Below are 26,291 nucleotides of genomic sequence, written 5' to 3'. Positions count from 1 at the left end.
TACTACTAAAGGAACCGCGTAATGAAATTTATCGACTTAAATGAGCAATACCTGAAGATAAAACAAGCGGTTGATAGAAGAATGCAAGCGGTGCTGGACCACAGTCAATTCATTATGGGACCGGAAGTGAAAGAGTTGGAGACCCGGTTGGCTGAGTGGGTGGGGGTTCGTCACTGTATCACGGTTTCTAGCGGGACGATGGCTTTGTTGATTGCCTTGATGGCCTTAGGCGTAGGGCCGGGGGATGAGGTTATCACCTCTTCCTTTAGTTTTTTTGCGACGGCTGAAACGATTGTTTTTTTGGGTGCTACACCCGTTTTCGTTGATATCGACCCTGAAACCTACAATATAGATGTTTCACGTATCGAAGCGGTGATTACTGATCGAACAAAGGTGATTGTGGCAGTGAGTTTGTATGGCCAGTGTGCCGATTTAGTGGCGATTAATGCCATTGCTGAATGCCATGGTTTGCCTGTGATTGAAGATGGAGCTCAGAGCTTAGGTGCGACCCATCATGGTCGCCAGTCTTGTGGTTTCACTAGCATCGGCTGTACGAGTTTTTTTCCTTCTAAGCCGTTAGGTTGCTATGGAGACGGGGGGGCTTGTTTTACGAATGATGACGAACTGGCGCAAAGGATGCATTTGATTCGTAACCACGGCCAAGAGAAACGCTATCATCATGTTCGGGTCGGCTTGAACGCGCGGTTCAATACCTTGCAGGCGGCTGTTTTGTTGGCAAAACTGGAATTATTTGCTGATGAGTTAGAGCAGCGACAGCGGGTGGCTGAGTGGTATTCTGAAATTTTAGGGGCAGATTTTGTTACCCCTTATATTGCTCCAAATAACGTGAGTGCATTTGCCCAATACACCCTCCGTGTTGAACAAAGAGAGAGCGTTCAAGCTGCTTTGACGGAAGCTGGCATTCCAACAGCCATTCATTATCCGAAGTCGTTGCATGAACAGCCTGCGCTACAAGCTTATTTGCAAACCTATGACAATTACCCGCAAGCGCAAACAGCCAGTGAGCAAGTATTGAGTTTACCTTTTCATCCCTATTTGGCAAAAGAGACAGTAAGAAACGTTTGTGACGAATTATTAAGCATTGTGAGCTGTAAGAGTGTCAACGGATAGCGATTGGTATCTTATTTATACGAAACCTCGCCAAGAAAGAATAGCCAAGGAAAATTTAGAGCGTCAAGGTTATAGAATTTATTTGCCATTTATCCAAGTTAATAGACGGCGATCCAAGTGTTACCAGCTGGTTACAGAGCCTTTATTTCCTCGTTATCTTTTTATTTTTCTAAATATCGATAAGGATAATTGGGGTCCTATATGTTCAACGCGCGGTGTTTCTGCATTGGTTCGTTTTGGCGGTATTCCTGCAAAAGTAGCTCCAGACTTCGTTCAATTTTTAAAAAACAATGAAACTTTAGCGGGCGCGCCCGCTAAAGTTTCTCTTTTCCAAAAAGGGCAACGTGTTCAAATAATCGACGGCATTATGGCGGGTTATGAGGGAATTTTTGAAATGCACTCGGGCGCTAAACGAGTCACCTTGCTATTGAACATGCTTGGTAAAGTAACCCGTGTTGAAGTGCCATTGGATTCTGTGACAGGAGGTTGATAATCTTGGTAAGTCAAGATATAGTGTTCGTGCTATGAACGCTCATGATAAGGATATGGAAATTACGCTACCGATTCTTCAATCGATTGAACAGAAAAGCAATATTACGCAACGGGCTTTGTCTAAAAAATTAGGTCTTTCATTAGGTTTGACGAATGCGTATTTAATATATTGTATCAATAAAGGATTAATAAAAATCGAACAAATTCCAGCCAATCGTTATTTATATTATTTAGCGCCGAAAGGTTTTGTAAAGAAAATGCGTCTTACTGCGCAATACCTTTCCCGATCTTTTTATTTTTATCGTAAAACCGGTTAAGCATGTCTTCAATTATTCAATCAATGCCGCCTTAATCATCAAAAAGAAGTTGTGCTGTGTGGTGTTTCTGATTTGGCTGAAGTCGCGCTTTTACAAGTGGCTCGCGCCGAAACGAAGGTATTGGGAATTTATGATCTTCACTACGAGGGCGATGCTTATTTGAAGCATGTGGTTTGGCATTCCCGCGAGAGATTACCCTTAGAAGCAGTTTTTCTTGTTACTGCTTTTGAAGTGCCACAGTAATATGGTTAAAGATATTCAACAAGTGGTAGCATCCCATCGGGTGTCGGTACCGAATATATTGTTGACATAGTTGCGTGTGTAAATCGCCCAATGCGGAAAAATATCCGTAGGGCGGTAGCGTACTTAATCCAAAAGCACTTAACCAAAACTGGAGTAAAAAATGCAAGATTGACCAAAGATTGTTGTTTTGGGAGTATAGGGTATTGGGGAAAGAATTTAATTCGCAATTTCGCAAAATTGGGTGCTTTAGCTGGTATCTGTGAAGTTAATTCAAGAAGTCGGTATTAAGTGTGCTGAAGAAGAACATAATATCCCTATTCTTTCATGGAAAGAAGCGTTAGTTAATCCCTCGTATCACCCTGTAGTGATCGCCACACCAGCAAAAGAGCATGCAAAACTTGCTTGGCAGGCTTTAGAAGCTAACAAAGATGTATTTCTTGAGAAACCTTTAGCATTACAAGTGGATGATGCAAAAAAGTAGGTCAACTCGCATTGGCGCATCATCGCATTTTAATGGTTGGTCATTTGCTGCAATATCACCCTGCTTTTACAGCGTAAAAATCGTTGGTGCACGAAAGGAAACTGGGGAGGTTGCAATACCTTTATTCTAATCGCTTAAACTTAGGGAAAATACGACGAGAAGAAGATATTTTATGGAGTTTTTCACCACACGATATTTCCATGATTTTAAGCTTAGTAAACGAAAAACTGAGTGTCGTAAAAGCAATTGGCGGATGTTTTTTGCATAAATCCATCGCAGATGTGACAACGATGCACCTTGAATTTTCAAGCAGAATACAAGCGCATATTTTTGTTTCTTGGTTACATCTCCATCATAAAGAACAAAAGCTGGTTGTGGTGGGATAAAAGGGAATGGCTATTTTGACGATGCAAAACCGCGGGTACAAAGATTAGCTTTTTATTCACATCAAATTCATTGGTGTGATGGAATGCCTTTTCTGGATAAAGCCGATGCCACTTACTGGCCTTTAACGGAGGAAGAGCCACTAACAATAACAAGGGAATGTGAGCATTTTATAGACTGTATAAAAATGAAATGCGTGAGCAACTAATTACCGATGCCAAAGAAGGTTTGCATGTGTTAGAAGTTTTAAACCAGGCGATAAAGTCGTTAAATTTAGAATCGTTGGCTCGAGCCAATGACTTTTTTGTTCACGGAACAGCGATTATTGATAAGCACGTTGCGTTGGAAAAAACACGAAGGTGTGTCATTTTTCACATATTTTAGAGAAATGCAAAATTGGAGAAAACTGTATTATCGGGCAAAATGTAATGATTGGTCCGGAGGTTAAAATAGGTAATTATTGTAAAATTCAAAATAATGTCAGCCTTTAATAAGGGAGTGACTTTGGAAGATGGTGTTTTTTTGGACCTTCCTGTGTTTTCACCAATGTAAATAACCTACGCGCCATAATTGAAAGGAAAAATGGATTTAAAAAAACTTATGTTGAACTGGGTGTTACGATTGGAGCAAACGCAACAATTGTTTGTGGCATGCGTCTCGGCGCTTATTCGTTTATTGGTGCAGGCTCTGTGGTGAGAAAGATGTCAGGCCTCATGCGTTAGTGGTGGGTAATCTAGCACGACAGGTGGGGTTGGTAAGCCATGCGGGAGAACGATTGTACGATCGTTTGATTTGTCCGCGGGGAGGACGTTGTTACGGTGTGAATGATGAGAATGGACTAATTGATATCGCTTGTATTAGGTAAAAATAAGGGGGAAATTGATGGATATTCGAGGTAAAAGATTTGTAGTCATTGGTGGCGCCGGTTTGATTAGCTCGCATACAGTGGATCGGCTTTTACAAGAAGATGTGGTCGAAGTCGTTATTTATGACAATTTTGTGTGAGGAACTCGGGAAAATTTGGCTCAGGCACTACGTGATCCACGGGCTAAGATTTAGACATTGGCGGTGATATAAATCAAACAAATATTTTAAATGCGGCATTAAAAGGGGTTGATGGGGGTTTTTCTTTTGCCGCGCTGTGTGGTTGTTGCAATGCTATGAATATCCTCGTTCCGCCTTTCAGACAAATATTCAAGGAACGTTTAATGTATTAGAAGTCTGTGTGGTGCAGGGTGTTAAAAGATTAGTTTTTTCTTCTTCGGCTTCGGTGTATGGGGATGCATTAGAAGAGCCGATGACTGAAGCACATCCGTTTAATAATCGGACTTTTTACGGGGCTACTAAAATTGCTGGCAAAGCGATGGCGACAGCTTATCATCATCGTTATGGGTTGCCTTTTCTCGGGTTGCGCTACATGAATGTCTATGGTCCGCGTCAAGATTATCGCGGCGCTTATATTGCAGTGATTATGAAAATGCTAGATGCGTTGGATAAAGGACAACCGATGACGCTTTATGGAGATGGATCACGGGCTTATGATTTTGTGTACGCTGAAGACTGTGCTGCAGCGAATATTTGTGCGATGAAAGAGGATACGGTGGATGAAATGAATATTATAATGTGGGTACTGGGAAACGCACCAGTATTTTTAGAACTTGCCAAAGAAATTCAAAAAGTCACCGGAACTTCCAATAATATTCAATTTTTACCGCAAGGAACTACTTTTGTAAAAAATCGCATTGGTTGTCCTAAAAAAGCAGCGGAACAAATTGCTTTTAAGGCAGAAGTGGTTTAATCGAAGGATTACAAAGATTAATTGAATCGCATCGTTCACATGTTTGCTGAGATAGAGCAACGTCGAGAGGTAGCCGATGATAAAACAAAAACGAAAAATTCCTATTGCGATATCTTCTACAGGTGATGAAGAATGGAAAGCGGTGAAAACACCATTGGAGTTGGGATGGTTAACCCAAGGGCCAAAAGTTGCCGAATTTGAACGCCTTTTTGCTGCTCGACACAAAGCCAAAGGCGTTGGCAACCACTTCATGTACCACTGCGTTGCATTTGGCCATAGCAGCAATGGGGATATGGCAGGGAGGGGGTGGTGAGTAGTAGATTGTGCCTGCATTTTTTACATGGGTTGCTACAGCCAATGCGGTCTTATATTGTGGGGCACGCCCGTATTTGTTGACGTTGATAGACACTTTTAATATTAACGTTGAACAGATCCGTCATGAAATTTCAGATAAAACGAAAGTAATTATTCCAATGCATTTATTTGGTGCTTGTGCGGATATAGACGCCATGCGCAAAGTTTATTCTAATTTTATTTTCATCGCGCAAATCGATTACTACCGGTGAAGGAGGGATGTTAACGACGAACAACATCGAGCTTTCACATCAAGTTGAAATTATGCGTAATCACGGCTCTGAAATTCCTGAAAGAGTGCGGCATTTGAGTGATAAACCTTATTTCTTGCCTTATTAAATTATTAGGTTTTAATTATCGTATGACAGATTCACAGGCTGCCGTTGGTATTATGCAATTAGCTAAAGGATACTTTTATTAATGAACGTGATCAATGGGCTAATTATTATTACACCCATTTAAAAGATCTCACTTGGTTGCGTCCGCAGCGATTGTTACCTAATTGCAAACATGCTTGGTAAGCTTGTGTTTTTTTTACGTAGACTCGGAGTGTGCGCCAATGCCTCACAATACATTGATGGAATGCTTAAAAGAATCTGGTATTGCCACACGGCCGGGTACTCATGCTGTTATCTGTTAAGTTTCTATCGAGAGAAATATGGAATTTATTCAGATGACTTCCCTGGTGCGTGTGATTGTGCTCACAAAACGATGGCAATTCCTCTTCATAATTGTATGACTAAAGATGATTACGATTACGTCATTGAAACTTTAAGAAGTATTTAATTGTGTGCGGTATTGCAGGGATTTTCAATATAAACAGTAACCCAGTTGCCTTCGATCAAATTAAAGCGATGATGGATTCTATTGCTCATCGCGGACCCGATAGCCAGGGACAGTTTACTGACAAATATATCGGATTGGGGCATAGAAGACTGGCAATTATAGATTTAAGTCCTGCCGGTCATCAAGCGATTCAAACGAAGGATGGTCGTTATCTTATTACTTATTAATGGTGAAGTTTATAATTTCAAAATACTGCGTAAAGAATTAGTAAATTTAGGCTATTCTTTTTTTCAACACCGACACGATGGAATTAAACCATTATATTATTACTAAACAAATGAGTGCTTTGTTTTTTCATATGAAATAAAGGCAATTATTGTTTCCAGCCTTTATGGAACTGAGATTAATAAAGAGGCTTTGCTAGAATATTTAACTTTCCAAAATTTATTTACGAATCGAACCCTTTTTAAAGATGTCCGTATTATGCCTGCCAGTCATTTTATGATGGTAAAAAGAGAAAATTCATCGCTCTATCAATTGGGATTTTAATTTTATAAATGATTCAGCGTTTTCTGAAAAAATGCTATTAGAAAAAATTAATGATTTATTTCAGAAAGCGGTTAATCGCCAGCTTGTCAGTGATATTCCTGTAAATAGTTATAGTTATTTAAGCGGGGGTGTGAATTCGGGATTGATTACAATGATTGCAGCAAAGTAATTGCCGCACATGCGTACTTTCACGGTGGGGTTCGATTTGAGTTCCGCTTCTGGTTTTGAATTAGGGTTTAATGAGAGTCAAGAAGCCGAACATCTTTCTTATCTTACTGGCCACTGAGCATTAATGAAATGGTATTAAAATCAGGAGATATGGAACGTTGAATGCAGGATTTGGTGTGGAATTTAGAGGAACCGCGGATCGGATAAAGTTACCCGAATTTTTATGCTGCTAAATTGGCCAGTAAATTTTGTAAAGTTGTATTAGCTGGAACTGGCAGAGATGAGCATTACGCAGAATGTCCATGGCGCTATTTGTGCGAACAGAACAGAAAAAGTTTTAAATATTATATTGATAAATATTACCAATATTGGCAACGATTAATGAGTAACAAAAATCTTTTTAAAGTTCTTTCTCCTATTGCTGAAGAAGTAAAATCTATTTGGACCCAAGATATATTTGCTAATGTTTTTCGAGTTAAGAATACGCCAATAAAGACTGAAGACCATGTTAATCATTCTTTATATTTTGAAGATAAAACGTTTTTTCATGGATTACTTGTAGTTGAAGATAAACTAAGTATGGCGCATGGACTTGAAACTCGGGTTCCTTTCCTTGATAACGATATATTCTCTAAACAAGAAAAAAGGGTGAATGGTAAAAAGATCTTACGTAAAATGATGAGCCCTTATGTTCCCGATAATGTCGCTCATGCTCTAAAGCAAGGATTCTCCGCATCGAATGCCAGTTGGTTCAATGGAGAAAGTATCGAATTTGTGCACTCGTCGCTTGGTGATAGAAATACTAAAATTTTTAAATTACTTGATTATTCAGTCGTGAACCATTTAGTGAATGACCATATTCAAAACCATCATAATCATCGATTATTAATTTGGTCACTAATTTATTTAGAAATTTTTATGCAGATGTATTTGTCTAAGGGGCACAAGTCTAATTATCCTTTGTTTACGCCAGAAACGATGGAGATTTAAATGAGTCATATTTTTTATGAATTAGAGATGCTTATAAAAAAAAGAAGCTTATTTGCTAGACTATTGGAATCGTAGTCTTCCTTTTCAAGATGCTATGTTTGATCGTTAGAAACGAGCCAAAAGATTGGGATTTGGAGAAAATGTTAGTATTTATAATAGCGCTTTAGTGTTTGGAAATGTGGCAGTAGGAGCGAAAAGTTGGATCGGTCCGTATGTGATCTTAGATGGGTTGGGGGACGACTTAGTTCGGTTGTTATTGTTCCATTTCAGCAGGAGTACATATATACCCACGATAGTGTAGGCTGGGCAGTTACGGGGGTAAAAGAATTTATCAAAAAGGAGATGTAATAATAGGTAATTGCTGTTACATTGCCCCGCAATCGATTATAAAAATTGGCCTAAAAATAGGCGATCATTCAATTATTTCTGCTAATAGTTTTGTAAATACTGATTTATCTTCTTATTCGATAGTAGCGGGGTCACCAGCTAAGATAATTGGAAAAATAGAAATCATTGATGACAAAGTTAATTTAAAATACTAATAAACTAAGCATATGTTTAATTATATTAAAGTAATTTTATCATTTTTAAATAAAAATGATATAAAGAAATTAAACTTGTTAATTCTTTTAATGGTGTTAGCAGCCTGTATAGAATTAGTTAGTGTTGGCGCTATTTTTCATTATATAAAGATATTAGGGGATCAGCAAATTATCTAACATAATTCAATTTTGAATTATGTTTTCAATTTTATTCATTTTAAAAGAAATAATTCGTTTTTAGTTTTTATTGAAATCGTGATGTTTTTTATGCTTTATTCTTTAAAAGCGATTATAATCTGAATAAATAATTATTATCAGTCAAAATTTTAATACAAAAATATCCAGATTTTGTATTAGAAGTTATCTTTTTATTCTTTATCAAAAAGAAATAGAATTTAATACTTCTACTTTGTCAAATTATATCTTGACTGACGTAGTATACACCATAAATGTAATTACTTTTATACTATCAATAGCGATTGATTTTATTATTTTCTTTCATTTGGATCTTTAATTTTATGGATTGACTTTAAAATTGTCTTATTTTCTTCTGCTAGTTTGAGTACTCTTTTACTTTTAAAAATGAAATGAACAAATAAGAAAATAAAAATATTAGTAATGAAAAAAAGTATTATGTACGAAAATCATATAACATTGCCTCTGATTCTTTTCAGGGGTTGAAAGATATAAAAATAAATAATGTTGAAACTTATTTCATTGAAAAATTTGTTTTTTTTTGGAGAAGAAAAAACGCTGAAAATATGGTGAGTTATAATGTCATTGCAAATGTGCCATCGGTGCTTACGAATTTAGTCGGTTTTTAGAATATTATTGATCGTTCTACTATATTTGTTATTTTCTCATTGAAATTTAATCTCTATATTACTAATAGTGTGGATTATTGCTATCTCGATCCAGAGAATATTGTCTGCGATGGCACGTATCTCACTTGCGTTAGACAATATCAAAGGTAATACCATGCGAATGTATTAGTTAGTCTGTGAAGCACTTAATGAGTTAGGGGAATATCAGAATTTTGCTGATGAAGCGTTGTTCTCAGAAAGGGGTTGAATTCAGGCAGGAATTAAGGCTTAAAGATATCACGTATCAATATCCAAAATCAAAAACAATGACTTTAAAAAATATTTCATTAACAGTTCCAAAAAATACTTCTGTTAGTATTGTAGGTGCTTTCTGGGCAGGGAAAACCACGTTAGTTGACGTAATTCTTGGGCTGCTGCCAGTGAAAAGCGGTTCTATTTTTTGTGACGATATCGACATAACAAATAGCCATATGGATTTATCTCATTTGGTAGGATATGTACCAAAACATACACATCTCCTTGATGGTACGTTATTAGATAATATTGCATTAAGAATTTCAGAGAAAGCAATTAACCACGAGACGGTGAGCCGTAGCGTTAATACATCGCAATTATAGAATTTAGTAAATGATTTACCTGATGGCTTATACGAAAATTGGAGAAAAAGGTGAAAAATTGTCAGGCGGCCAGCGACAGCGGGTGGGAATAGCGCGCGCATTATATAACGACGACCATGACATCGTTATCATGGATGAAGCAACAAATGCGTTAGATTCTATTATAGAAAATGAATTTAACGAAGCTTTGAAATCATTGACGGGAAAGAAGACATTAATTATCATCGCTCATCGACACAGTTCAATTTATTTTGTGATAAACTTGTCGTGTTACGTGAAGGTAAGATAGTTTCGTAAGGGAATCACAACGAACTTGTAAAAAATTCTGAAATTTATCGAACGCTTTATGGCTTAGAAAGCATTAAAAATTAACAAGAAAAGTCAATGTCTTACAATTTAATATCGATCAAGACTGTGCGTGAGAATGAGGAAATTTGTATTAATGGAGTTAATTTTAAGTATCGTGAAGACATCTTGATAAATCAATTAATCTATTCCAAAGTGCAAAAAACAGCAGAAGTTTTCAGACAGAGATAGCGTAAAACAAACACTTATGACTCACAAGTTGCTAGAAAAAGACCCGTGCTTGGCTAAACAAACATTATGGCGAAGCTAAATCCTATAAATGGTTAATCGGTGGCTATCTATTCTTGTTGGATGCAGGCGCTTGTGCTGGTTTAGGTACGCTCGAATAGTTTCTTGATGTACTTAATAAAATTAGATTTATTGTCGTTGATATTTCAAATAGTGTTAAAATAGCGCGTAAAAGGGTTGCGAGTGCAGGTTTAAAAATAAATTTTTACAAACGAGTATAGAAAAATATTCCATTTCCTGTGAAAAGATATTGGAAGGATTAAATCTTTATCAAAACTGGGTAATATTTTACGAGATCTTAAGATAGAGATAGAAATTTCAGAAGAAATTAAATATTTAAGTATTTCTGCAAGAAAAATAAATTTACAACGTTTTTTAGCATATTTTTAAAATATTTTAGTATCCTAATTTAAATTTAGAAAAATTAACTCATACTAATTATAATTAGTGTGCGTCGATGAATACGGATTGCTATGCTGAGTATGAAATAATTCAATGGCGTAAATAAGAAAAGTTTGAAATAGAGGGGATACATATTGTGCCAGCAGAGATATCCGTAATATTATCCAGGAAAGTATATGTTTATTAATGGAAACACCTTATCAATATTTAGAAACAAAATTAAAACGGGCGTTCTCTCAAAATTTGGAAAATCGTCCACGCATGGAATACGTTATATCTGTGGTTGATAATAAAAAAAATTCGTTGAAAATAAAAGGTAAATGGAGAAAGAGTGGACGTGAAGTTATTTTAGTGAAAGAAGAATTACTAAATTTTATAAATAAAGTTCAATTAAACGATTGTCTTTCTGACATATTAATAAAAACGTTAGAGAAATACATGTGGTGGCCGAATTAATTTTTAGGTGGAATATGAAAATATCGAAGACGATTGATCTAAGAAAAAGAGTTGTAGATTTATCTTATAAAAGACAAATGGACTGGAAGTCTCTTTTATATAATTTAGATATATTAAAATTCAAAAACAGGCCCTTTAATGATGACTATTCATATTTCAATTGAACCTGAAAATACCTGTAACGCGCTTTGTTTTGTCTGTGAAACAAGAAAAAATGAAATGGCACGAAAAAAGGTCATTTAGATATTGATTTATTTAAGGGATTAATTGATGAAGTATGGTCAACGACCTCTAGCCTGATGTATTATTTTATGGGAGAGCCTTTTCTTAATAAGCATTCCTATGAAATGATTTGATATGCTAGAGAAATGGGAATTTTTGTTGAAACTTATACAAATGGTGATTTAGTTAATCCAGAAGGAGTGATCTATTCAGACATTAATCAGATTAGTTTTCAATTAGGGGGGGGGGAATGGATTCTAAAACTCATCACCGTTATCGAGTAAATAGTGATTTAAATAAAGTTCATAAGAATCTATATAAATTAATTATCGACAAAACAAAAAATTAATATAAATGAATGAAATTTATTGGGTTAGAAAATCTAGAAGCTTTAAAAACTCATTTTAAATTTGTTAAAAATTTGTCTAATTTTTCATCTATTATTAATGAAGTTAGAATTAATATTACCGAGGATTCGATTGTCAATCTACTAGAAGGTGGAAATTTTTTCTGAAAAACTTTTTTGGATATCGATTGTTGTTTAGGATTATTTTTTTAGCAGCTTTTCTTTTAAAGACAGATACTCTTATTGCAATAGATGTCGATACTAAGAGTATTTTTATGATTAATAAATTATTAAATAAATATTTCCATTCATCTAGTTTTCTTTTGAGAAAGTTAGCGTTTTTGATTTAGATCGGACAATCGATTCTTAGTTTAATTTAGTTTACTCCTATGGTGTTACATTATACTGGGAATATGTACAAAGCTATTTGGAAAATAGAAGCTATATTCGAATCAAATGGTAGACTCGTCATTTCTTTATATATAAAGACAAAGTCATGCAAATTTTAGAAAATGAAAAAAGATCTATATAGTAAAGTGCTCGCGATTATCTATGCTTCTATACGTTATACTTATATTATTTTGATATTACTCGACCATCGGATAAAAAGAAATAACCCATTTAAATTTATCAAAAACTATAAGATTTTTTGGCATGTCCTTTATTCACGATGTGCATGATTGGTTAGGTTGGCTATCCTTATAAATCTATCACTCTTCAGGAAATGAAAAAGTTTGCTAATTTTATTGGATTTTGTGTTGATAAACAAAAGATCCAAGCCCATAAAATTTCTTCCGCTATTTTTTGGAGTGCTTGTGATGAATATGTGCTTAAAAATTTCAAAACGTGATTTAAGTATTGTTATTGCCATAAATGCTTTAGACGTTGGTGGCGCGGAGAAGCATTTATTGAGTGTGTTACCTTCTTTAAAAAAGAGGAACTATAATATCATTTTATATCTTACTAACCATCGAGGTGTAATGTTCGAGGAAATGTTAGCGACCGGCATTCCGATTATTACTCCTCCTTTCTGTGAATTTTTAATTAAATTAGGCTTATTGGGAAAGCTTTTTATTTATTCATTGTCGATAATAAGATTATATCTTCTTATATTAAAAAAAAATCCATCAATTCTTCATTTTTTTCTTCCAGGAACTTATGTACTTGGAGGGATTAGTGGCCTTTTGGCTCGTGCCCGCTGCATGGTGATGAGTCGTCGTGTCACTAATGAATATCAAAAAACGCACCCCATTGTTGCAAAAATAGAACCACTATTGCATAAATATATGAAGGTAGTGTTGGCAACCTCATCGCGTGTTGGCGCCGAGCTTTTAGAGGAGGGTGTTCCTCCTAATAAATTGGGATTAATCTATAACGGTGTTGAAGTTGAGAAATATAATATTCATTACAATAAGCCTGTAATTAAACGCTATCTTTGTTTAAATGACGATACGTTTATCATTATTATCCTAGCGAATTTATACAAAAGGAAAGGACATAAAGATTTGTTCTATGCGTTGTCTTCTATAAAAGAAAAAATGTCCGAAAATTGGAAATTGTTGTGCATTGGTAGAGATGGAGGAGAAAAAAATACACTAGAAAATTTACGTGACAGTTTGGGCTTACGAGAATATGTTATTTTTTTAGGTCAACAATATGACATTCCCCAGTTATTATCAATTGCTGACATTGGCGTTCTGAGTTCTCATGAAGAAGGTTTTTCCAATGCATTGCTTGAATGTATGGCGGCTGGATTGCCGATGGTGGTCACCGACGTTGGAGGAAATGCAGAAGCTATCATTGATAAACAATGTGGATTCGTCGTGCCGCCTAAACAACCACAGAAATTAGCAGAAGCTTTATTGATGCTCGCTTTAGATAAAGAAAGACGCGATAAATATGGAAACGCGGCAAAAGAGCGTGTTAAAAAGTATTTTAGTTTAGAGTCTTGTGTTTTGCGTTATGATCAATTTTATGAGGCTATGCTGGCCTCTGAATGGGAGAGAGCCATTAATGTTGTTAAGCCACCCTCTTGGCAGGACGACGATAAAAAAAATACTGCGGAAGGGAAGGCTTGCGCTAATTTTTCACTTTCGGGTAAATAAAGTAATGTGCGGAATTGCTGGATTTTGGGATTTTCGTCAGTCTTGGAAAAAAGAGCAATACAAAAAAATTGTTGCTAAGATGGCGAATCAAATTATTTCTCGAGGGCCAGACTCATCAGGCGTTTGGTGCGACGAAAAAACGGGACTGGCTTTTGGGCACCGACGGTTAGCTGTTATTGATCTTTCGACAGCAGGGAATCAACCCATGTTGTCGCGTTCAAGAAATACCGCTATTATTTACAATGGTGAGATTTATAACGCTCCCTTTATTCGTCAAGAATTAGAAAATGCAGGTATCTATTGTTTTGGGCATTCAGACACTGAAGTTCTTCTCGAGGCCTGTGAATTATGGGGTGTTAAATCTGCAGTAAAAAAAATGAATGGAATGTTCGCCTTTGCTTATTGGAACAAGCTTGAAAAAAAGCTGTATCTTGCTCGCGATCGTTTAGGAATTAAGCCGTTATTCTGGAGCTTAAAAAATAATATTTTTTATTTTTCTTCGCAATTAAAAGCACTTGCTGCGCATCCAGTTTGGAATGTTCAAATTGACCGGACTGCTTTAACCTCCTACTTTCGATTTAATTATATCCCCGCGCCATTATCAATTTACAGTGGTGTTCATAAACTGAAACCAGGCATGATACTTTCTATCGACCACAATCAAAAAATTATTGAAGAAACGTTCTGGTCGTTAGAAACAGTTTGTAAAAAGAATATTAATAAGAAAAAAATTGACGACAACGAAGTACTAGAAGAGACGGAAACTCTATTGCGTGACGCTGTTAAATGTTGTATGTACTCAGATGTTCCGCTAGGTGCCTTTTTATCCGGCGGTATTGATAGTTCTACAGTCGTTGCTTTGACGCAGGCTCAAAGTACAAATCGAATTAAAACTTTTTCTATTGGATTTTATGAAAAAGAATACAATGAGGCCTCTTATGCGAAAGAAGTTGCTAAACATTTAAAAACCGATCATCACGAATTGTATTTGCATGTGGATGAAGCTGCTCGATTGATTCCTCAAATTCCGGAGTGGTATGACGAGCCATTTGCAGATTCATCTCAAATACCCACTTATCTTGTTTCCCAATTAGCAAGGCAGCACGTAACGGTAAGTTTATCGGGTGATGGGGGTGATGAATTATTTGCTGGTTATAATCGCTATCTTTTAGCCGAAAATCTATGGTCCAAATTAGTTCGATTTCCACTGTGGATGAGACAGTCAGCTAGTAAAATGATTAATTTCTTTAGTCCTTCAGGGTGGGATAAATTTGCAAATGTGATACCACGGAAGTTACGTCCATCCTCTGTGGGGGATAAGGCGCATAAGTTAGCCACACTATTAATCCAATCATCAGAGGATTTATATAAAGGAGTTGTTAGCCTTTGGGAAAGACCAGCTGAATTAGTGATTGATGGTTCCGATATTTCCTTATGGCCAGAGCTATTGCTGGATTTAAATTTTACGGAACAAATGCAGTATATTGATACTCTCACCTACTTACCTGATGATATTTTAACAAAAGTAGACCGTGCTAGCATGGCTGTTAGCTTAGAAGTAAGAATCCCTTTTCTAGACTATCGATTAGTGGAATATATTTGGTCTTTACCCATGCGATTTAAATTACAACAGGGTGAAACTAAATGGTTATTGCGACGTGTATTAGGGAAATACGTCTCAGAGAAATTGTTTACTCGTCCGAAAATGGGCTTTGGCATGCCGATTGATCATTGGTTACGTGGTCAATTGAGAGAATGGGCAGAGGATTTATTATCTATTTCTAAACTAGAAAAAGACGGTTTACTGAATTCCTCATTATTTCGTCAACGCTGGAAGGAACATCTTTCTGGAAAAAGAAATTGGCAATATTCACTTTGGAGTGTGCTTATGTTCCAATTGTGGCGTGAGCGCTGGTGATAAATAATGAAAAAAAAATTATTGATTGTCATCAACAATGCAAAATTTTTTCTCTCCCACCGATTGTCTTTAGCAAAAGCAGCAAAAGTTGCTAATTATGATGTCCATGTAGCAACTTCGGTTTCTCCGTTGATTAAAAAAATAAAGGAAGAGGGATTTTTCTATCATACCATTCAGATAGATCGATGTGGTTTTAATCCTTTTAAAGATATTTTTGCCTTGTTTTCATTATGGAAATTATATCGTCGTTTGAAACCTGACATTGTTCATCATCTAGCTATTAAACCAGTTTTATATGGAGGTATCGCAGCCCGTTTATCTGGCGTTCCTGCTGTTGTTAATACGGTGACAGGACTTGGGTTTATATTCATTTCGAAATCTCGCTATATAAAAATTTTACGCTCTATTTTGCAACAGGGTTATAAATTAGTTTTTCAGCATAAAAATACCTGTGTCATTTTCCAAAATGAGGATGATCGAACTCAATTTCTTCAGACCAAACTTTTAGATCCAAATAACAGTGTTTTAATTCCAGGGTCAGGTGTTTCTATGAGCGCTTTTTATCCAACAGAAGAAACGTCAGGGGTTCCTCAAGTGATCTTAGCTTCTCGATTATTATGGGACAAAGGCGTGGGAGAGTTTGTTGAAGCGGCAAAAATATTAAAGAAGAAAAAAATAGATGCCTGTTTTATTTTGGTAGGAGGAATTGATTCAGAAAATCCGGCTGCTATTAATCAAAAACAATTAGAATATTGGGAACGTGAAGGCTTAATTGAATGGTGGGGAGAGAGTACAGAGATGCTGTCTATTATGCATCGAGGCCATATTGTCTGTTTGCCTTCTTATCGCGAAGGATTACCACGTGTTTTGGTAGAAGCGGCGGCGAGTGGCCGAGCCATTATCACAACAGATGTACCTGGTTGTCGTGACGTTGTGTGCGATGGAGAAAATGGATTGCTTGTGTCAGTTAAAAATAGCGAAGAATTAGCATCGGCTATTGAGACTCTTATCCAAAATCCGGAACTTCGAAAAGAAATGGGTCGTCGTGGTCGTTCAAGGGTAGAGTTCAAATATGAGTTGGAGAAAATTAATTTTCAAACAATAATGGTTTATGAAACCCTTCTTAAGAAAATTTCTTAATTTAAGTGAAAAAAATTGAGTTCATTAACTGAAAGGAAAATTTTTTTGAAAGACGGTATTTACATTTCAATCAAAAATTTTAAATCAATCAATCTATATATCGGTAATGAACTTTGCAATGGTATCCAGGGTTAATTGAAGACACGCCATAGTACTTCATGGCAATAATATGTCAAATATTTTTTTCGTGAGTTAAGTATACCTTATCCAGATTAATAATTTAGAAGTAGGTGCAGGAACGCATGGTGTTAAAACGGGAATGATGTTATTACGTTTATAACCTTTATTACAGAAGTTGTATCTTGGTATGGTGATTACTTATGGAGATACAAATTCAACATTAGTGGCTACTTTATGTGCTAAAAAACTGCATTTTGCAGTTACTCATGTGGAAGCAGGATTAAGATTTTTTGATAAAAAAATGGCAGAAGAACTTAATCGGATTTCGGTAGATTATATTTCAGGTATATTATGTGCACCAACAGTCACTGCAATAAATAATTTATTAAAAGAGGGTATCTCTAGTGAAAAAATTATTCAAACCGGCGATATTATGTATGATATTGCTCTTTTTTGTAAGAAAAAATCTGATGAAACTCTTTTAAATAAAATTGGTGTCCAGAAAATGGCTATATTTTGTTTACTATGTATAGAGATGAAAATACCGATGTCAATCATTGTTTATATTCTATCATTGCTGCAATAACTAAAATTTCTGAAGATTTTTCCGTTGTTTGGCCAATTCACCCTCCTTCAAAAAAAATGCTTTAAGAATCTGATTTATATAAGCACGTTTCTTGTTTAGTAAACATTATTGATCCTGTAGGATACAAATCCATGTTAGGACTTGAAAATTCAGAGAAAATTATTATTACTGATTCTGTAGGTGTTCAAAAAAAGGGCTTATTTTTATGATTTTCCCTGTCTTGTTTTATGTGATTCTACGAAATGGACGGAGTTGATTGACTTCAAGTATAATACACTTGTTCCTGATCTTGCTTCAAATAAAATCGTTTGAAAATTTCAAAAGGCTTTAAAGAATGATCCATTTAATAACGTATCTGAGTTTAGGCCAATGTTTTATGATGACGGTAATGCTGCCGCAACCATTATAGACAGTATTTAAAAATTTTTAAATATATGGAGTATTATGAAAGTAGATAGTTTTATAGATTCCAGTTTAGTGGAGCTTGATAAAAAAGGAAATTTAACAGAATTGCCAGAAATTTATAATATAAATAATGCCTATTCTAAGGTGGTACATTTACGCCGCATTATCAAGATTTGAAATATACTGATTACTTTAAACAATTTTCGATTCAACTCTATTCTTGTGAAGTGGATACCTTTCGGACTTTAAGAATTATTGCGGGTTTCTTTAAGATATTTAAACAATTTTCAAAGAATAAATTTGATATCGTTCGAGGTAGATAGCCATATCTGGGTAGCTTATATGGTTTATTAATGGCAAAAATATTTTGATATCTTTTGTACTTTCTTTAGGTTTGGACAATCGTCTTTTCCAAGAAAAGAATAAAAAATTTAATTATAATTATAAATTTATTTCTTATACAATCGAAAAATTTATCCTTCGATATATCGATCGAATTATTTTCCCTAATTTATTTACTAAAAAATATGTGGAAAAACTAATTGTGAAAAACAATTGGAAAAAAGATGCGCCATTATTACATGGATTAGAGATCCAATCCAAGAGAGTGAATAAAAAGACTGTATTTGTGAGCGATTTAATATTCCTTCTGATGCAGTTTTAATCCTTATTATTTGATTTTTAAATAGATATAAATAACCGATGTTTTATATAATGTAATTAAAAAATGGAAATCACCTTTGCCAGATAAAAAATTTTATTTTCGTTTTTTGGTGATGGGCCTCTTTATCAGTGGGGGGGAAGCAAAGGAGTTTTTGATAACGAGAATGTTTATTTTTTAAGTTGGTAGGAAAGGGAGATAGTGCATGGGTTTATAAAGAGAGCCTATCTTCTTCTTATTCCAATGTCGGGGTTTGTGTTACTTGGAGGCAGCGAGTATCGGGAAGCTGTTTATTACGTCGAAAGTAGAGTGGCATGCTGAAAAATGATTGAAGATCATGTGACAGGTTTGTTAGTTGACCTTCTATCTGTCGAAGAATGGATGAATCAAATTAATTTTGCTCTGCTAAACTCTGAAAAGATGACTGCTTATTCTAAATGCTTAGAAAAAGAGTATTGGAGTAAGTATTCAAGTTTAATAGAAAAACAGCATGAAATTAATTTGTACCGCTCATTATATCCGAATCGGAAAAAATAAATTTTTAAGAAAAGTATTGCAAATACCATTTAACAAAATTTTTAACACCTATTTGTAAAGAAGTTCTTGGCCGATATTGAAAATCTTTTTCCAATTGAGAAACATCAGCATATGTTTGAGGAACATCACCCGGTTGAAGGGGTAGAAAATTTTTAATTGCTTTTTTATTTAACTCCTTTTCCAAAATAGCAATGAAATCCGTCAATAAAACAGGATTATTACTACCAACATTATAAATTCGATAAGGCACCTTACTGTTTGCTGAACTAGGTTGATTTGCGGAGCAATTAGAATTCGATTCAGGTGGATGATCTAAAGTCAGTAAAATAACGTCAACGATATCGTCGATATACGTAAAATCACGCGACATTTTTCCATGATTATAAACATCGATAGATTTGTCAGCTAATAAATTACGCGTAAATTTAAACAGCACCATATCCGGTCGCCCCCACGGACCATACACAGTAAAAAATCGCAGACCGGTGCAAGGAAGTTGAAACAAATGTGCATAACTATGCGCCATTAATTCATTGGCTTTTTTTGATGCTGCGTATAAAGCAATAGGATGGTCCACGTTATCGTTTTCAGAGAAGGGGTATTTCTCATTGGCGCCATAAACAGAGCTGGAGGAAGCAAAAATCAGGTGTTTAATGGATTGGTGCCGACAGCCTTCCAAAATATGCGCGAAACCAACTAAATTTGAATCTACGTAAGCGTAAGGATTAGTCAGGGAATAACGGACACCGGCTTGTGCCGCTAAATGCACAACAGTATCAAATAAGTGCTTTTGGAATAAATCAGCCATTCCTTGTCGGTCAGCGAGGTCTAATTTATGAAAACTGAAATGGGGGAATTCTTTCAATTGCGCTAAACGGGCTTCTTTTAAATTAACATCGTAATAATCATTTAAATTATCGAGCCCGATGATATGGGCGCCTCGCCCTAATAAATGCTTAGTTAAATGAAATCCAATAAAACCTGCACAGCCCGTGACTAACGTTCGCATTTTTACAATCTCCACAAGGTGATACCATTTGATTTACAATCTTGTGGATTTAATACATTTTTGACATCAACAATAATCGAATGATTAGCGAATTTGGCGTGATAGTCTTTTAAAGAATATTGGCGAAATTGGTCATGAGCAACGGCTAATACGAAAGAATCCACATCGTGAATCTCATCCCATGATTTAAGATCTATGTTATAGAGTTGCTTAGCTGTCTCAGGATCGGCAAGAGGATCATGCACCATGCATTCAATGCCGTAGTCATTTAATTCCTCGATAATATCGATGACTTTTGAATTTCGTAGATCAGGATAATTTTCTTTAAATGTGAGGCCTAAAACAGCTACCTTAGCGCCTCTGATGGTATAGCCTGCGTGGATCATTTGTTTAATCGTTTGTTCCGCAATAAATTTACCCATCGCATCGTTGATACGGCGACCGGCAAGGATTACTTGAGGATTATAGCCATAGTGCTGAGCCTGGTAGGTGAGATAATAAGGGTCGACGCCAATGCAGTGCCCCCCCACCAAACCGGGTTTAAAAGGCAAAAAATTCCATTTAGTCTCAGCAGCGGCTAACACTTCTTGAGTGTCAATATCCATTCGCTTAAAAATAATGGCCAGCTCATTCATTAAAGCGATGTTTAAATCGCGCTGGGTATTTTCAATGACTTTTGCTGCTTCTGCTGTGCGAATGCTAGGAGCGCGGTAGATGCCGGCGGTTATCACGCTGCCATAGAGGTGGGCGACAATATCTAAAGTTTCAGGATCAGAGCCCGATACGATTTTGGTGATCGTTTCAAACCGATGCGCTTTATCGCTGGGGTTAATTCGTTCGGGTGAATATCCTAGTGCAAAGTCAACACCATATTTAAGACCTGACGCCTTTTCAAGAACGGGTGCACATTCTTCTTCTGTGACGCCTGGGTAAACGGTCGATTCAAAAACAACAATATCCCCCTGTTTTAAATAACGACCAATAGTTTCGGAAGCATTGAGAAGGAGCGATAAATCGGGGTGTTTTGATTGATCGATGGGAGTTGGGACGGCAACGATATAAAAATTAGCTTTTGCCAAATCATCCGGGTCGTCAGTAAAATCAATTTGGCAGGTGCGTAACTGTTGAGAATCAACTTCGCCGCAGGCATCATAACCTTGTTTAAGTGCCCGAATTCGGGCAGGGTTTTTGTCGTAAGCGATGACCGGTTGTAGATGGCTAAAAGCAATGGCGACGGGAAGACCCACATAGCCAAGCCCAACAACAGCGATTTTCCTTGCGACGGTGTTCATGTTGTGGGATTGTAACGTAAGTGTTCTTTCTGCGAAAGTAGGAGATAAGGATTAACCATGAAAGTGAGTGTGTACGGTGCAGGTTACGTTGGATTGGTAAGTACCGTTTGTCTAGCTGAGCTTGGCCATAGCGTTTGCTGTTGTGATGTTAACGAAGAAAAAATTGTAAAACTAAAGCGAGGGATAACACCGATTCATGAGCAACAATTAGCGTCTTTGCTTCAAAAGCACTTGAAATCCAAGCGCGTTTTTTTCACAGTGCGTTCTAGCGAAGCTGTCAAACATGGGCTCGTACAAATTATCGCTGTGGGAACGCCATCCTCGGACAATGGGCAAGTGGATATGCGTTGCGTAGACAATGTTGTCAAATCGCTTGGAGAACAACTTGCCGATTACGCTGTCATCGTTGTTAAATCCACTGTGGCGGTGGGTACGGCCGATAGGATTAACACGCAGATAGAAAACCACCTTCAAAAAAGGAAACTAGAGCTTGAATTTGACGTCGTCTCTAACCCTGAATTCTTAAAAGAAGGATCAGCGATCATTGATTTTTTGGAGCCTGATCGCATTGTAGTAGGTGTAAATAATTCGCGTGCTGGGAATGTCATGAAGGAGCTTTACGCTCCCTTAATTAAAAAAGGATACCCCTTTATTGTCATTGGCCATCGCTCGGCAGAGTTTTCAAAATATGTTTCAAATGCTTTTTTAGCAACGAAGATTAGTTTCATTAATGAAATGAGTCATTTTTCTGAATATTTTGAAGCTGATATTGAAGCAGTAAAAATTGTTTTGGGCTTGGATTCGCGAATTAATGGTAAATTTTTTAACCCAGGCTGTGGTTTTGGTGGCTCTTGTTTCCCAAAAGATTTATTAGCCTTGCAGAGTATTTCAAGAATAGCCACTATTCCAGCATCCATTGTTAATGCCGTATTAGAAGTCAACGAACGACAAAAGTTAATTTTATATGAAAAAATCCGACGTTATTTTAATGGGAATTTGCAAGGCAAAATTATTGCCGTATGGGGGCTCGCATTTAAGCCTCACACGGATGATGTGCGATCGGCATCCAGTCTGAAATTGATAGAATCATTCTGGAGAGCAGGTGCTATTGTTCAAGCCTACGATCCCTTAGCGATGGAGAATATCCATGCCTTGTATGGAGGAGAGTCATCACAATTGAAACTTTATGAAAATGCCTATGCTGCATTGAATAATGCGGATGTGCTTGCCATCGTAACCGAGTGGGACGAATTTAAAAATCCTAACTTTGCTTTAATTAAAAATAATTTGCGTTATTCTGCTATTTTCGATGGTCGCAATCTTTATCAACCGCATCAATTACAGGAATGGGGATTTGATTATTTTGCGATTGCTCGAGGAGGGATACAATTTTAAACCCTTCCCAATTAATAAAGAGGAAGCAATGGAAATTCAAAGATCAAGTTGCGGTTATAACCACTGGCGGATCGGGAATGGGCACTGAAACGCCCGGTTTTTTGTGCCATTGGGGCACCAAGATAGTATTACTCGATAAAGAAACTGATAAGGGACGCGACATTGCAAAAGAATTGGGTGGCCTAGCGGTGGAATGTGATGTTTCTGATCCAAAAAGCAGTGAAGCTGTCGTTAACATTGTTAAAAAATTTCAATTAATCACCATCCGAATTGTGAAGCGTGATGGAGCAATGCCACTAGCGGATTTTCAAAAAGTGATTGACGTTAATCTGATCGGAACTTTTAATTTATTACACTTATGTGTCGAACAAATCGTAAAACAAGGATCGATTAATAATGACGGTGAACAGGGCGTTATTATTAATACAGAATCGATAGCGGCTTATAAGCGCCAAGTCGATCAAGCGGGGTATAGTGCTTCTAAAGGAGGAGTTGCGGCACTGACGTTACTGGCTGCTTGCAAACTCAGCAAATTTGGTATTCGAGCGATGACGATTGCTCCAGGCGTTATTGTCACTCCCATGATGGCTAAATGATTGATGTGGTTAAAGAAAGTTTAGCGGTCGCTGTTCCTTTTTCTTCTTGGCTAGGTCAACCGGGCGGATACGCCTGATTAGTGGGAGAGATTATTAAAAACTCCTATTTAAAAAGAGAGTGTAATCCGTTTAGATGGCGCTTTGCATATGGCCGGGAGGTAAGGTTATTCCATGAGTTTAGTCGAAAGTCCTCCGTGGCAGGCATTAAAATCTAAATACCAGGAATTATCTTCTCTACATATGTGCGATTTCTTTGCGCAAGATAAAAAGCGTGGAACGCGGTTGAGCATAGAGGCGGCTGGTTTATATTTTGATTATTCAAAGAATCGAGTGGATGAGAAGACCGTTGATTTACTGTGTGAGAGCGCAAATGCGTGTAATTTGCCACTGCGAATTGATCAACTCTTTAGCGGCAAATTAACAAATGAGTCGGCGGAAATGGTGGGGTTTCACACGGCTCTGCGTCAAGTGAACAACTTCTCTTTTAAAACGAATAATAATGCGATTCAGGAAGTTCACGCTTCTTGGGAGAAAATAAAAAAATTATCAATTCGGATTTGCGAGGGCGATTATAAAGGGTTCACCAACAAATCAATTACCGATATCGTTAATATTGGAATTGGCGGGTCGAGTTTAGGACCGCAAATGGCTTACAATGCGCTAAAACCTTATGTCAAAGCTCCTTTGCGATGCCATTTTATTTCCAATTTAGATGACACGGATTTCTATGAGACGGTGCAAACTTTAAATCCAGAAACTACTTTATTTATTATTACCTCAAAAACATTTACGACAAAAGAAACCTTGGAAAATGCACATCGCGCTACAGAATGGTTAATGCAGGCCGCTAAAAAAGAAAATGTAATTCAAACTCATTTTATGGCCGTAACGACAGCGCCAGAAAAAGCACACGAATATGGTATTCAAAAGGATAATATTTTTATACTATGGCCGTGGGTGGGTGGCCGTTTTTCAGTTTGGTCCGCAGTTGGGCTTTCGTTAGCAATTGCGATTGGCTGGGAAGAATTTTTTGAATTTCTACGCGGTGCGCATGCCATGGATACCCATTTTAGGCAAGCTGAATTTAGCAAAAATATGCCGATATTATTGGCGTTGTTGTCAATTTGGTATATTAATTTTTTCAATGCAAAAACTCAGGCCATTATTCCTTACAGCCAGCGATTAGCTTATTTACCTCATTACCTCACTCAATTGCACATGGAAAGTCTTGGGAAAAGCGTTCAACTTGACGGCTCGGCGGTGCATTGGCAGACGGGGGCGGTAGTGTGGGGCGATCTTGGAACCAATAGCCAACACAGTTTTTACCAATTATTTTTGCAGGGCACCTTGATGGTGCCCGTGGATTTTATTACGGTCTTAAAAAATACGCGAGAAAACCATTACCAACTGCCTTTAATCGCCAATTGTTTAGCCCAAAGCCAGACACTGATGGAAGGTTATGATAAAGAAGCAGTGGTAAGGGATCTCGTTAGCCAAGGCATTGAGCACCAAAAAGCAGAAAAATTGGCAACTTACCGGTTGATCCGTGGTAATAACCCGAGTAATACCATTATTCTGGAAAAATTGAACCCCTATTCGTTAGGATCATTGTTAGCTTTATATGAACATAAAGTATATGTGCAAAGTGTTATTTGGAATATTAACCCTTTTGATCAATGGGGAGTAGAGCGAGGCAAACATTTAGCTAAGGATATCTTGCAAGCGTTGCAAGCAGAAACTGATCAGTCATCCTTTGATGGTTCTATGGAACGATTGATCAATTACGTGCTCAAAATAAAAGGTAACTGCCCATGAAAAAAGCCACTACTGCGGTTTTTCCTGTGGCTGGATTGGGAACACGATTCTTGCCGGTAACCAAAGCAGGTCCCAAAGAGATGTTGCCAATTGTTGATAAGCCAATTATTCAATATGTAGTAGAAGAAGCGATCGCTGCTGGCATTACGCATCTCGTTTTTGTAACGAGTAGCAGCAAGCGGGCTATCGAAGATTATTTTGATAGTAATTATGAATTGGAAACGCGGTTGCGCTCCAGTAGGAAATTGGATGCCCTGAAATTAATACAAAACCTCTTACCCAAAGAAGTTCATATTAGCTATGTGCGTCAAGCGCACCCTTTAGGCTTGGGTAATGCGGTGTTATCGGCGAAACATGTTATCGGCAACCAGCCGTTTGCGGTATTGTTGCCCGATAACATTATTGACTGCGGTGAGAAAAGTTGTTTGCAATTGATGATGGAGGCTTTTGAAAAGCATCAACAGAATATCATTGCGGTTGAACAAGTGCCTTTAACACAAACCGATAAATATGGCATCGTTTCTGTTGTGGATGAGCACCAGGTGAAGCGAATTACTGGTATGGTTGAAAAACCTCCCCTTGGAAGCACGTTGTCAGATTGGGCTGTCACCGGCCGCTATATTTTGTCTCCACGTATTTTTGATTATCTGGATGCCATCAATTTTGGGGTGGGGGGGGAGATTCAGCTAACGGATGCGATTGTCGCGTTGTTGCAAGAAGAGCAGGCGCTTGCCTTTCCTTTCCAGGGTCACCGTTACGATTGCGGCAGTCGATTGGGTTTCTTGCAGGCGACGATTGCTTATGCGCTCAAACGACCTGAATTTAAAGAGCCCTTGCGGGAATATTTATTTAAACTGTTGGGCTCGGGGTTGGGGGGGGTTAACGGCGAGTGCAATTAAAAGTGTAGGTTAGGCCGGCTCCGGCTCACGGGATCTGCCGTGGATTTGCAGTATTATTTGAATTGATATTGTTTTCTACTCTTCAGTATCTTTATGTCAATAACTATGGTTTCGTTT

General features: G+C 37.0%; 13 protein-coding genes and 10 pseudogenes. 21 read left to right on the top strand and 2 right to left on the bottom strand.

Features of this window, described 5'->3' with window-relative positions:
* Positions 1-21: 21 nt before the first annotated feature.
* From FIV31_RS00115 to FIV31_RS00035, 17 genes and pseudogenes are all read left to right on the top strand, one after another.
* Positions 22-1,131, top strand: coding sequence for a DegT/DnrJ/EryC1/StrS family aminotransferase (locus FIV31_RS00115; protein ID WP_280123392.1), 1,110 nt, complete (start codon positions 22-24; stop codon positions 1,129-1,131).
* The gene (rfaH, locus tag FIV31_RS00110) at positions 1,118-1,621 is read left to right on the top strand and encodes a transcription/translation regulatory transformer protein RfaH (protein ID WP_280123391.1); all 504 of its coding nucleotides are present in this window, start codon (positions 1,118-1,120) and stop codon (positions 1,619-1,621) included. The genes FIV31_RS00115 and rfaH overlap by 14 nt, the downstream gene beginning before the upstream one ends.
* A 34-nt stretch (positions 1,622-1,655) precedes the next feature.
* Positions 1,656-2,253 (top strand): annotated as a pseudogene (locus tag FIV31_RS00105) (winged helix-turn-helix transcriptional regulator).
* A gap of 108 nt (positions 2,254-2,361) precedes the next feature.
* Positions 2,362-3,913, top strand: a pseudogene (locus FIV31_RS00100) (Gfo/Idh/MocA family oxidoreductase).
* Positions 3,914-3,930: 17 nt separating this feature from the next.
* On the top strand, positions 3,931-4,053 hold the full coding sequence (locus tag FIV31_RS00095) for a hypothetical protein (protein ID WP_280123390.1): 123 nt from the start codon (positions 3,931-3,933) through the stop codon (positions 4,051-4,053).
* 142 nt (positions 4,054-4,195) lie between these two features.
* Positions 4,196-4,846, top strand: a complete 651-nt coding sequence (locus FIV31_RS00090; RefSeq protein WP_280123389.1) for an NAD-dependent epimerase/dehydratase family protein — start codon at positions 4,196-4,198, stop codon at positions 4,844-4,846.
* Between the two features lie 76 nt (positions 4,847-4,922).
* A pseudogene (locus tag FIV31_RS00085) lies at positions 4,923-5,986 on the top strand (DegT/DnrJ/EryC1/StrS family aminotransferase).
* Positions 5,987-5,988: 2 nt separating this feature from the next.
* A pseudogene (locus tag FIV31_RS00080) lies at positions 5,989-7,693 on the top strand (asparagine synthetase B family protein).
* Positions 7,694-8,235: pseudogene (locus FIV31_RS00075) on the top strand (acyltransferase). It begins immediately after the preceding pseudogene.
* 12 nt (positions 8,236-8,247) lie between these two features.
* Positions 8,248-10,048: pseudogene (locus FIV31_RS00070) on the top strand (ATP-binding cassette domain-containing protein).
* Between the two features lie 810 nt (positions 10,049-10,858).
* On the top strand, positions 10,859-11,128 hold the full coding sequence (locus tag FIV31_RS00065; protein WP_280123388.1) for a hypothetical protein: 270 nt from the start codon (positions 10,859-10,861) through the stop codon (positions 11,126-11,128).
* Positions 11,129-11,142: 14 nt separating this feature from the next.
* Positions 11,143-11,693 (top strand): annotated as a pseudogene (locus tag FIV31_RS00060) (radical SAM protein); the annotation flags it as partial.
* Positions 11,694-12,511: 818 nt separating this feature from the next.
* Positions 12,512-13,801, top strand: coding sequence for a glycosyltransferase family 4 protein (locus tag FIV31_RS00055; protein ID WP_280123387.1), 1,290 nt, complete (start codon positions 12,512-12,514; stop codon positions 13,799-13,801).
* A 4-nt stretch (positions 13,802-13,805) separates the two neighbouring features.
* Positions 13,806-15,719: an asparagine synthase (glutamine-hydrolyzing) gene (gene asnB, locus FIV31_RS00050; RefSeq protein ID WP_280123386.1), complete on the top strand. Its 1,914-nt coding sequence runs from the start codon at positions 13,806-13,808 to the stop codon at positions 15,717-15,719.
* A gap of 6 nt (positions 15,720-15,725) precedes the next feature.
* Positions 15,726-16,859, top strand: a complete 1,134-nt coding sequence (locus FIV31_RS00045; protein ID WP_280123385.1) for a glycosyltransferase family 4 protein — start codon at positions 15,726-15,728, stop codon at positions 16,857-16,859.
* Between the two features lie 180 nt (positions 16,860-17,039).
* Positions 17,040-17,985 (top strand): annotated as a pseudogene (locus tag FIV31_RS00040) (UDP-N-acetyl glucosamine 2-epimerase); the annotation flags it as partial.
* A gap of 24 nt (positions 17,986-18,009) precedes the next feature.
* A pseudogene (locus FIV31_RS00035) lies at positions 18,010-19,168 on the top strand (glycosyltransferase family 4 protein).
* Positions 19,169-19,172: 4 nt separating this feature from the next.
* On the opposite strand, the gene FIV31_RS00030 reads toward FIV31_RS00035, so the two are convergent.
* Together FIV31_RS00030 and FIV31_RS00025 are read right to left on the bottom strand one after the other, a co-directional pair.
* Positions 19,173-20,192 (bottom strand): NAD-dependent epimerase, encoded by a 1,020-nt coding sequence (locus tag FIV31_RS00030; RefSeq protein ID WP_280123384.1) that lies wholly within the window; start codon positions 20,190-20,192, stop codon positions 19,173-19,175.
* The gene (locus FIV31_RS00025) at positions 20,180-21,469 is read right to left on the bottom strand and encodes a nucleotide sugar dehydrogenase (protein WP_280123383.1); all 1,290 of its coding nucleotides are present in this window, start codon (positions 21,467-21,469) and stop codon (positions 20,180-20,182) included. The genes FIV31_RS00030 and FIV31_RS00025 overlap by 13 nt, the downstream gene beginning before the upstream one ends.
* Positions 21,470-21,526: 57 nt before the next feature.
* Here FIV31_RS00025 and FIV31_RS00020 point away from each other — a divergent pair, with 57 nt between their 5' ends.
* The 4 genes and pseudogenes from FIV31_RS00020 to galU all read left to right on the top strand — a co-directional run bounded on the left by FIV31_RS00020 (position 21,527) and on the right by galU (position 26,174).
* A complete protein-coding gene (locus FIV31_RS00020) occupies positions 21,527-22,864 on the top strand; it encodes a UDP-glucose dehydrogenase family protein (protein ID WP_280123382.1) in 1,338 nt (445 codons plus the stop codon).
* A gap of 14 nt (positions 22,865-22,878) precedes the next feature.
* A pseudogene (locus tag FIV31_RS00015) lies at positions 22,879-23,622 on the top strand (SDR family NAD(P)-dependent oxidoreductase).
* A 9-nt stretch (positions 23,623-23,631) separates the two neighbouring features.
* Complete coding sequence (gene pgi / locus FIV31_RS00010; protein WP_280123381.1) at positions 23,632-25,275, top strand: glucose-6-phosphate isomerase; 1,644 nt, start codon at positions 23,632-23,634, stop codon at positions 25,273-25,275.
* On the top strand, positions 25,272-26,174 hold the full coding sequence (gene galU, locus FIV31_RS00005; protein ID WP_280123380.1) for a UTP--glucose-1-phosphate uridylyltransferase GalU: 903 nt from the start codon (positions 25,272-25,274) through the stop codon (positions 26,172-26,174). Before pgi ends, galU begins: the two co-directional genes overlap by 4 nt.
* The last annotated feature ends 117 nt before the right edge of the window (positions 26,175-26,291 follow it).

Origin of the sequence: Coxiella endosymbiont of Ornithodoros amblus (assembly GCF_019425495.1) — a bacterium.
GTDB lineage: Bacteria > Pseudomonadota > Gammaproteobacteria > Coxiellales > Coxiellaceae > Coxiella.
The sequence above is the reverse complement of the archived record's forward strand: the minus strand, read 5'-3'. Positions and strand labels throughout refer to the sequence as shown.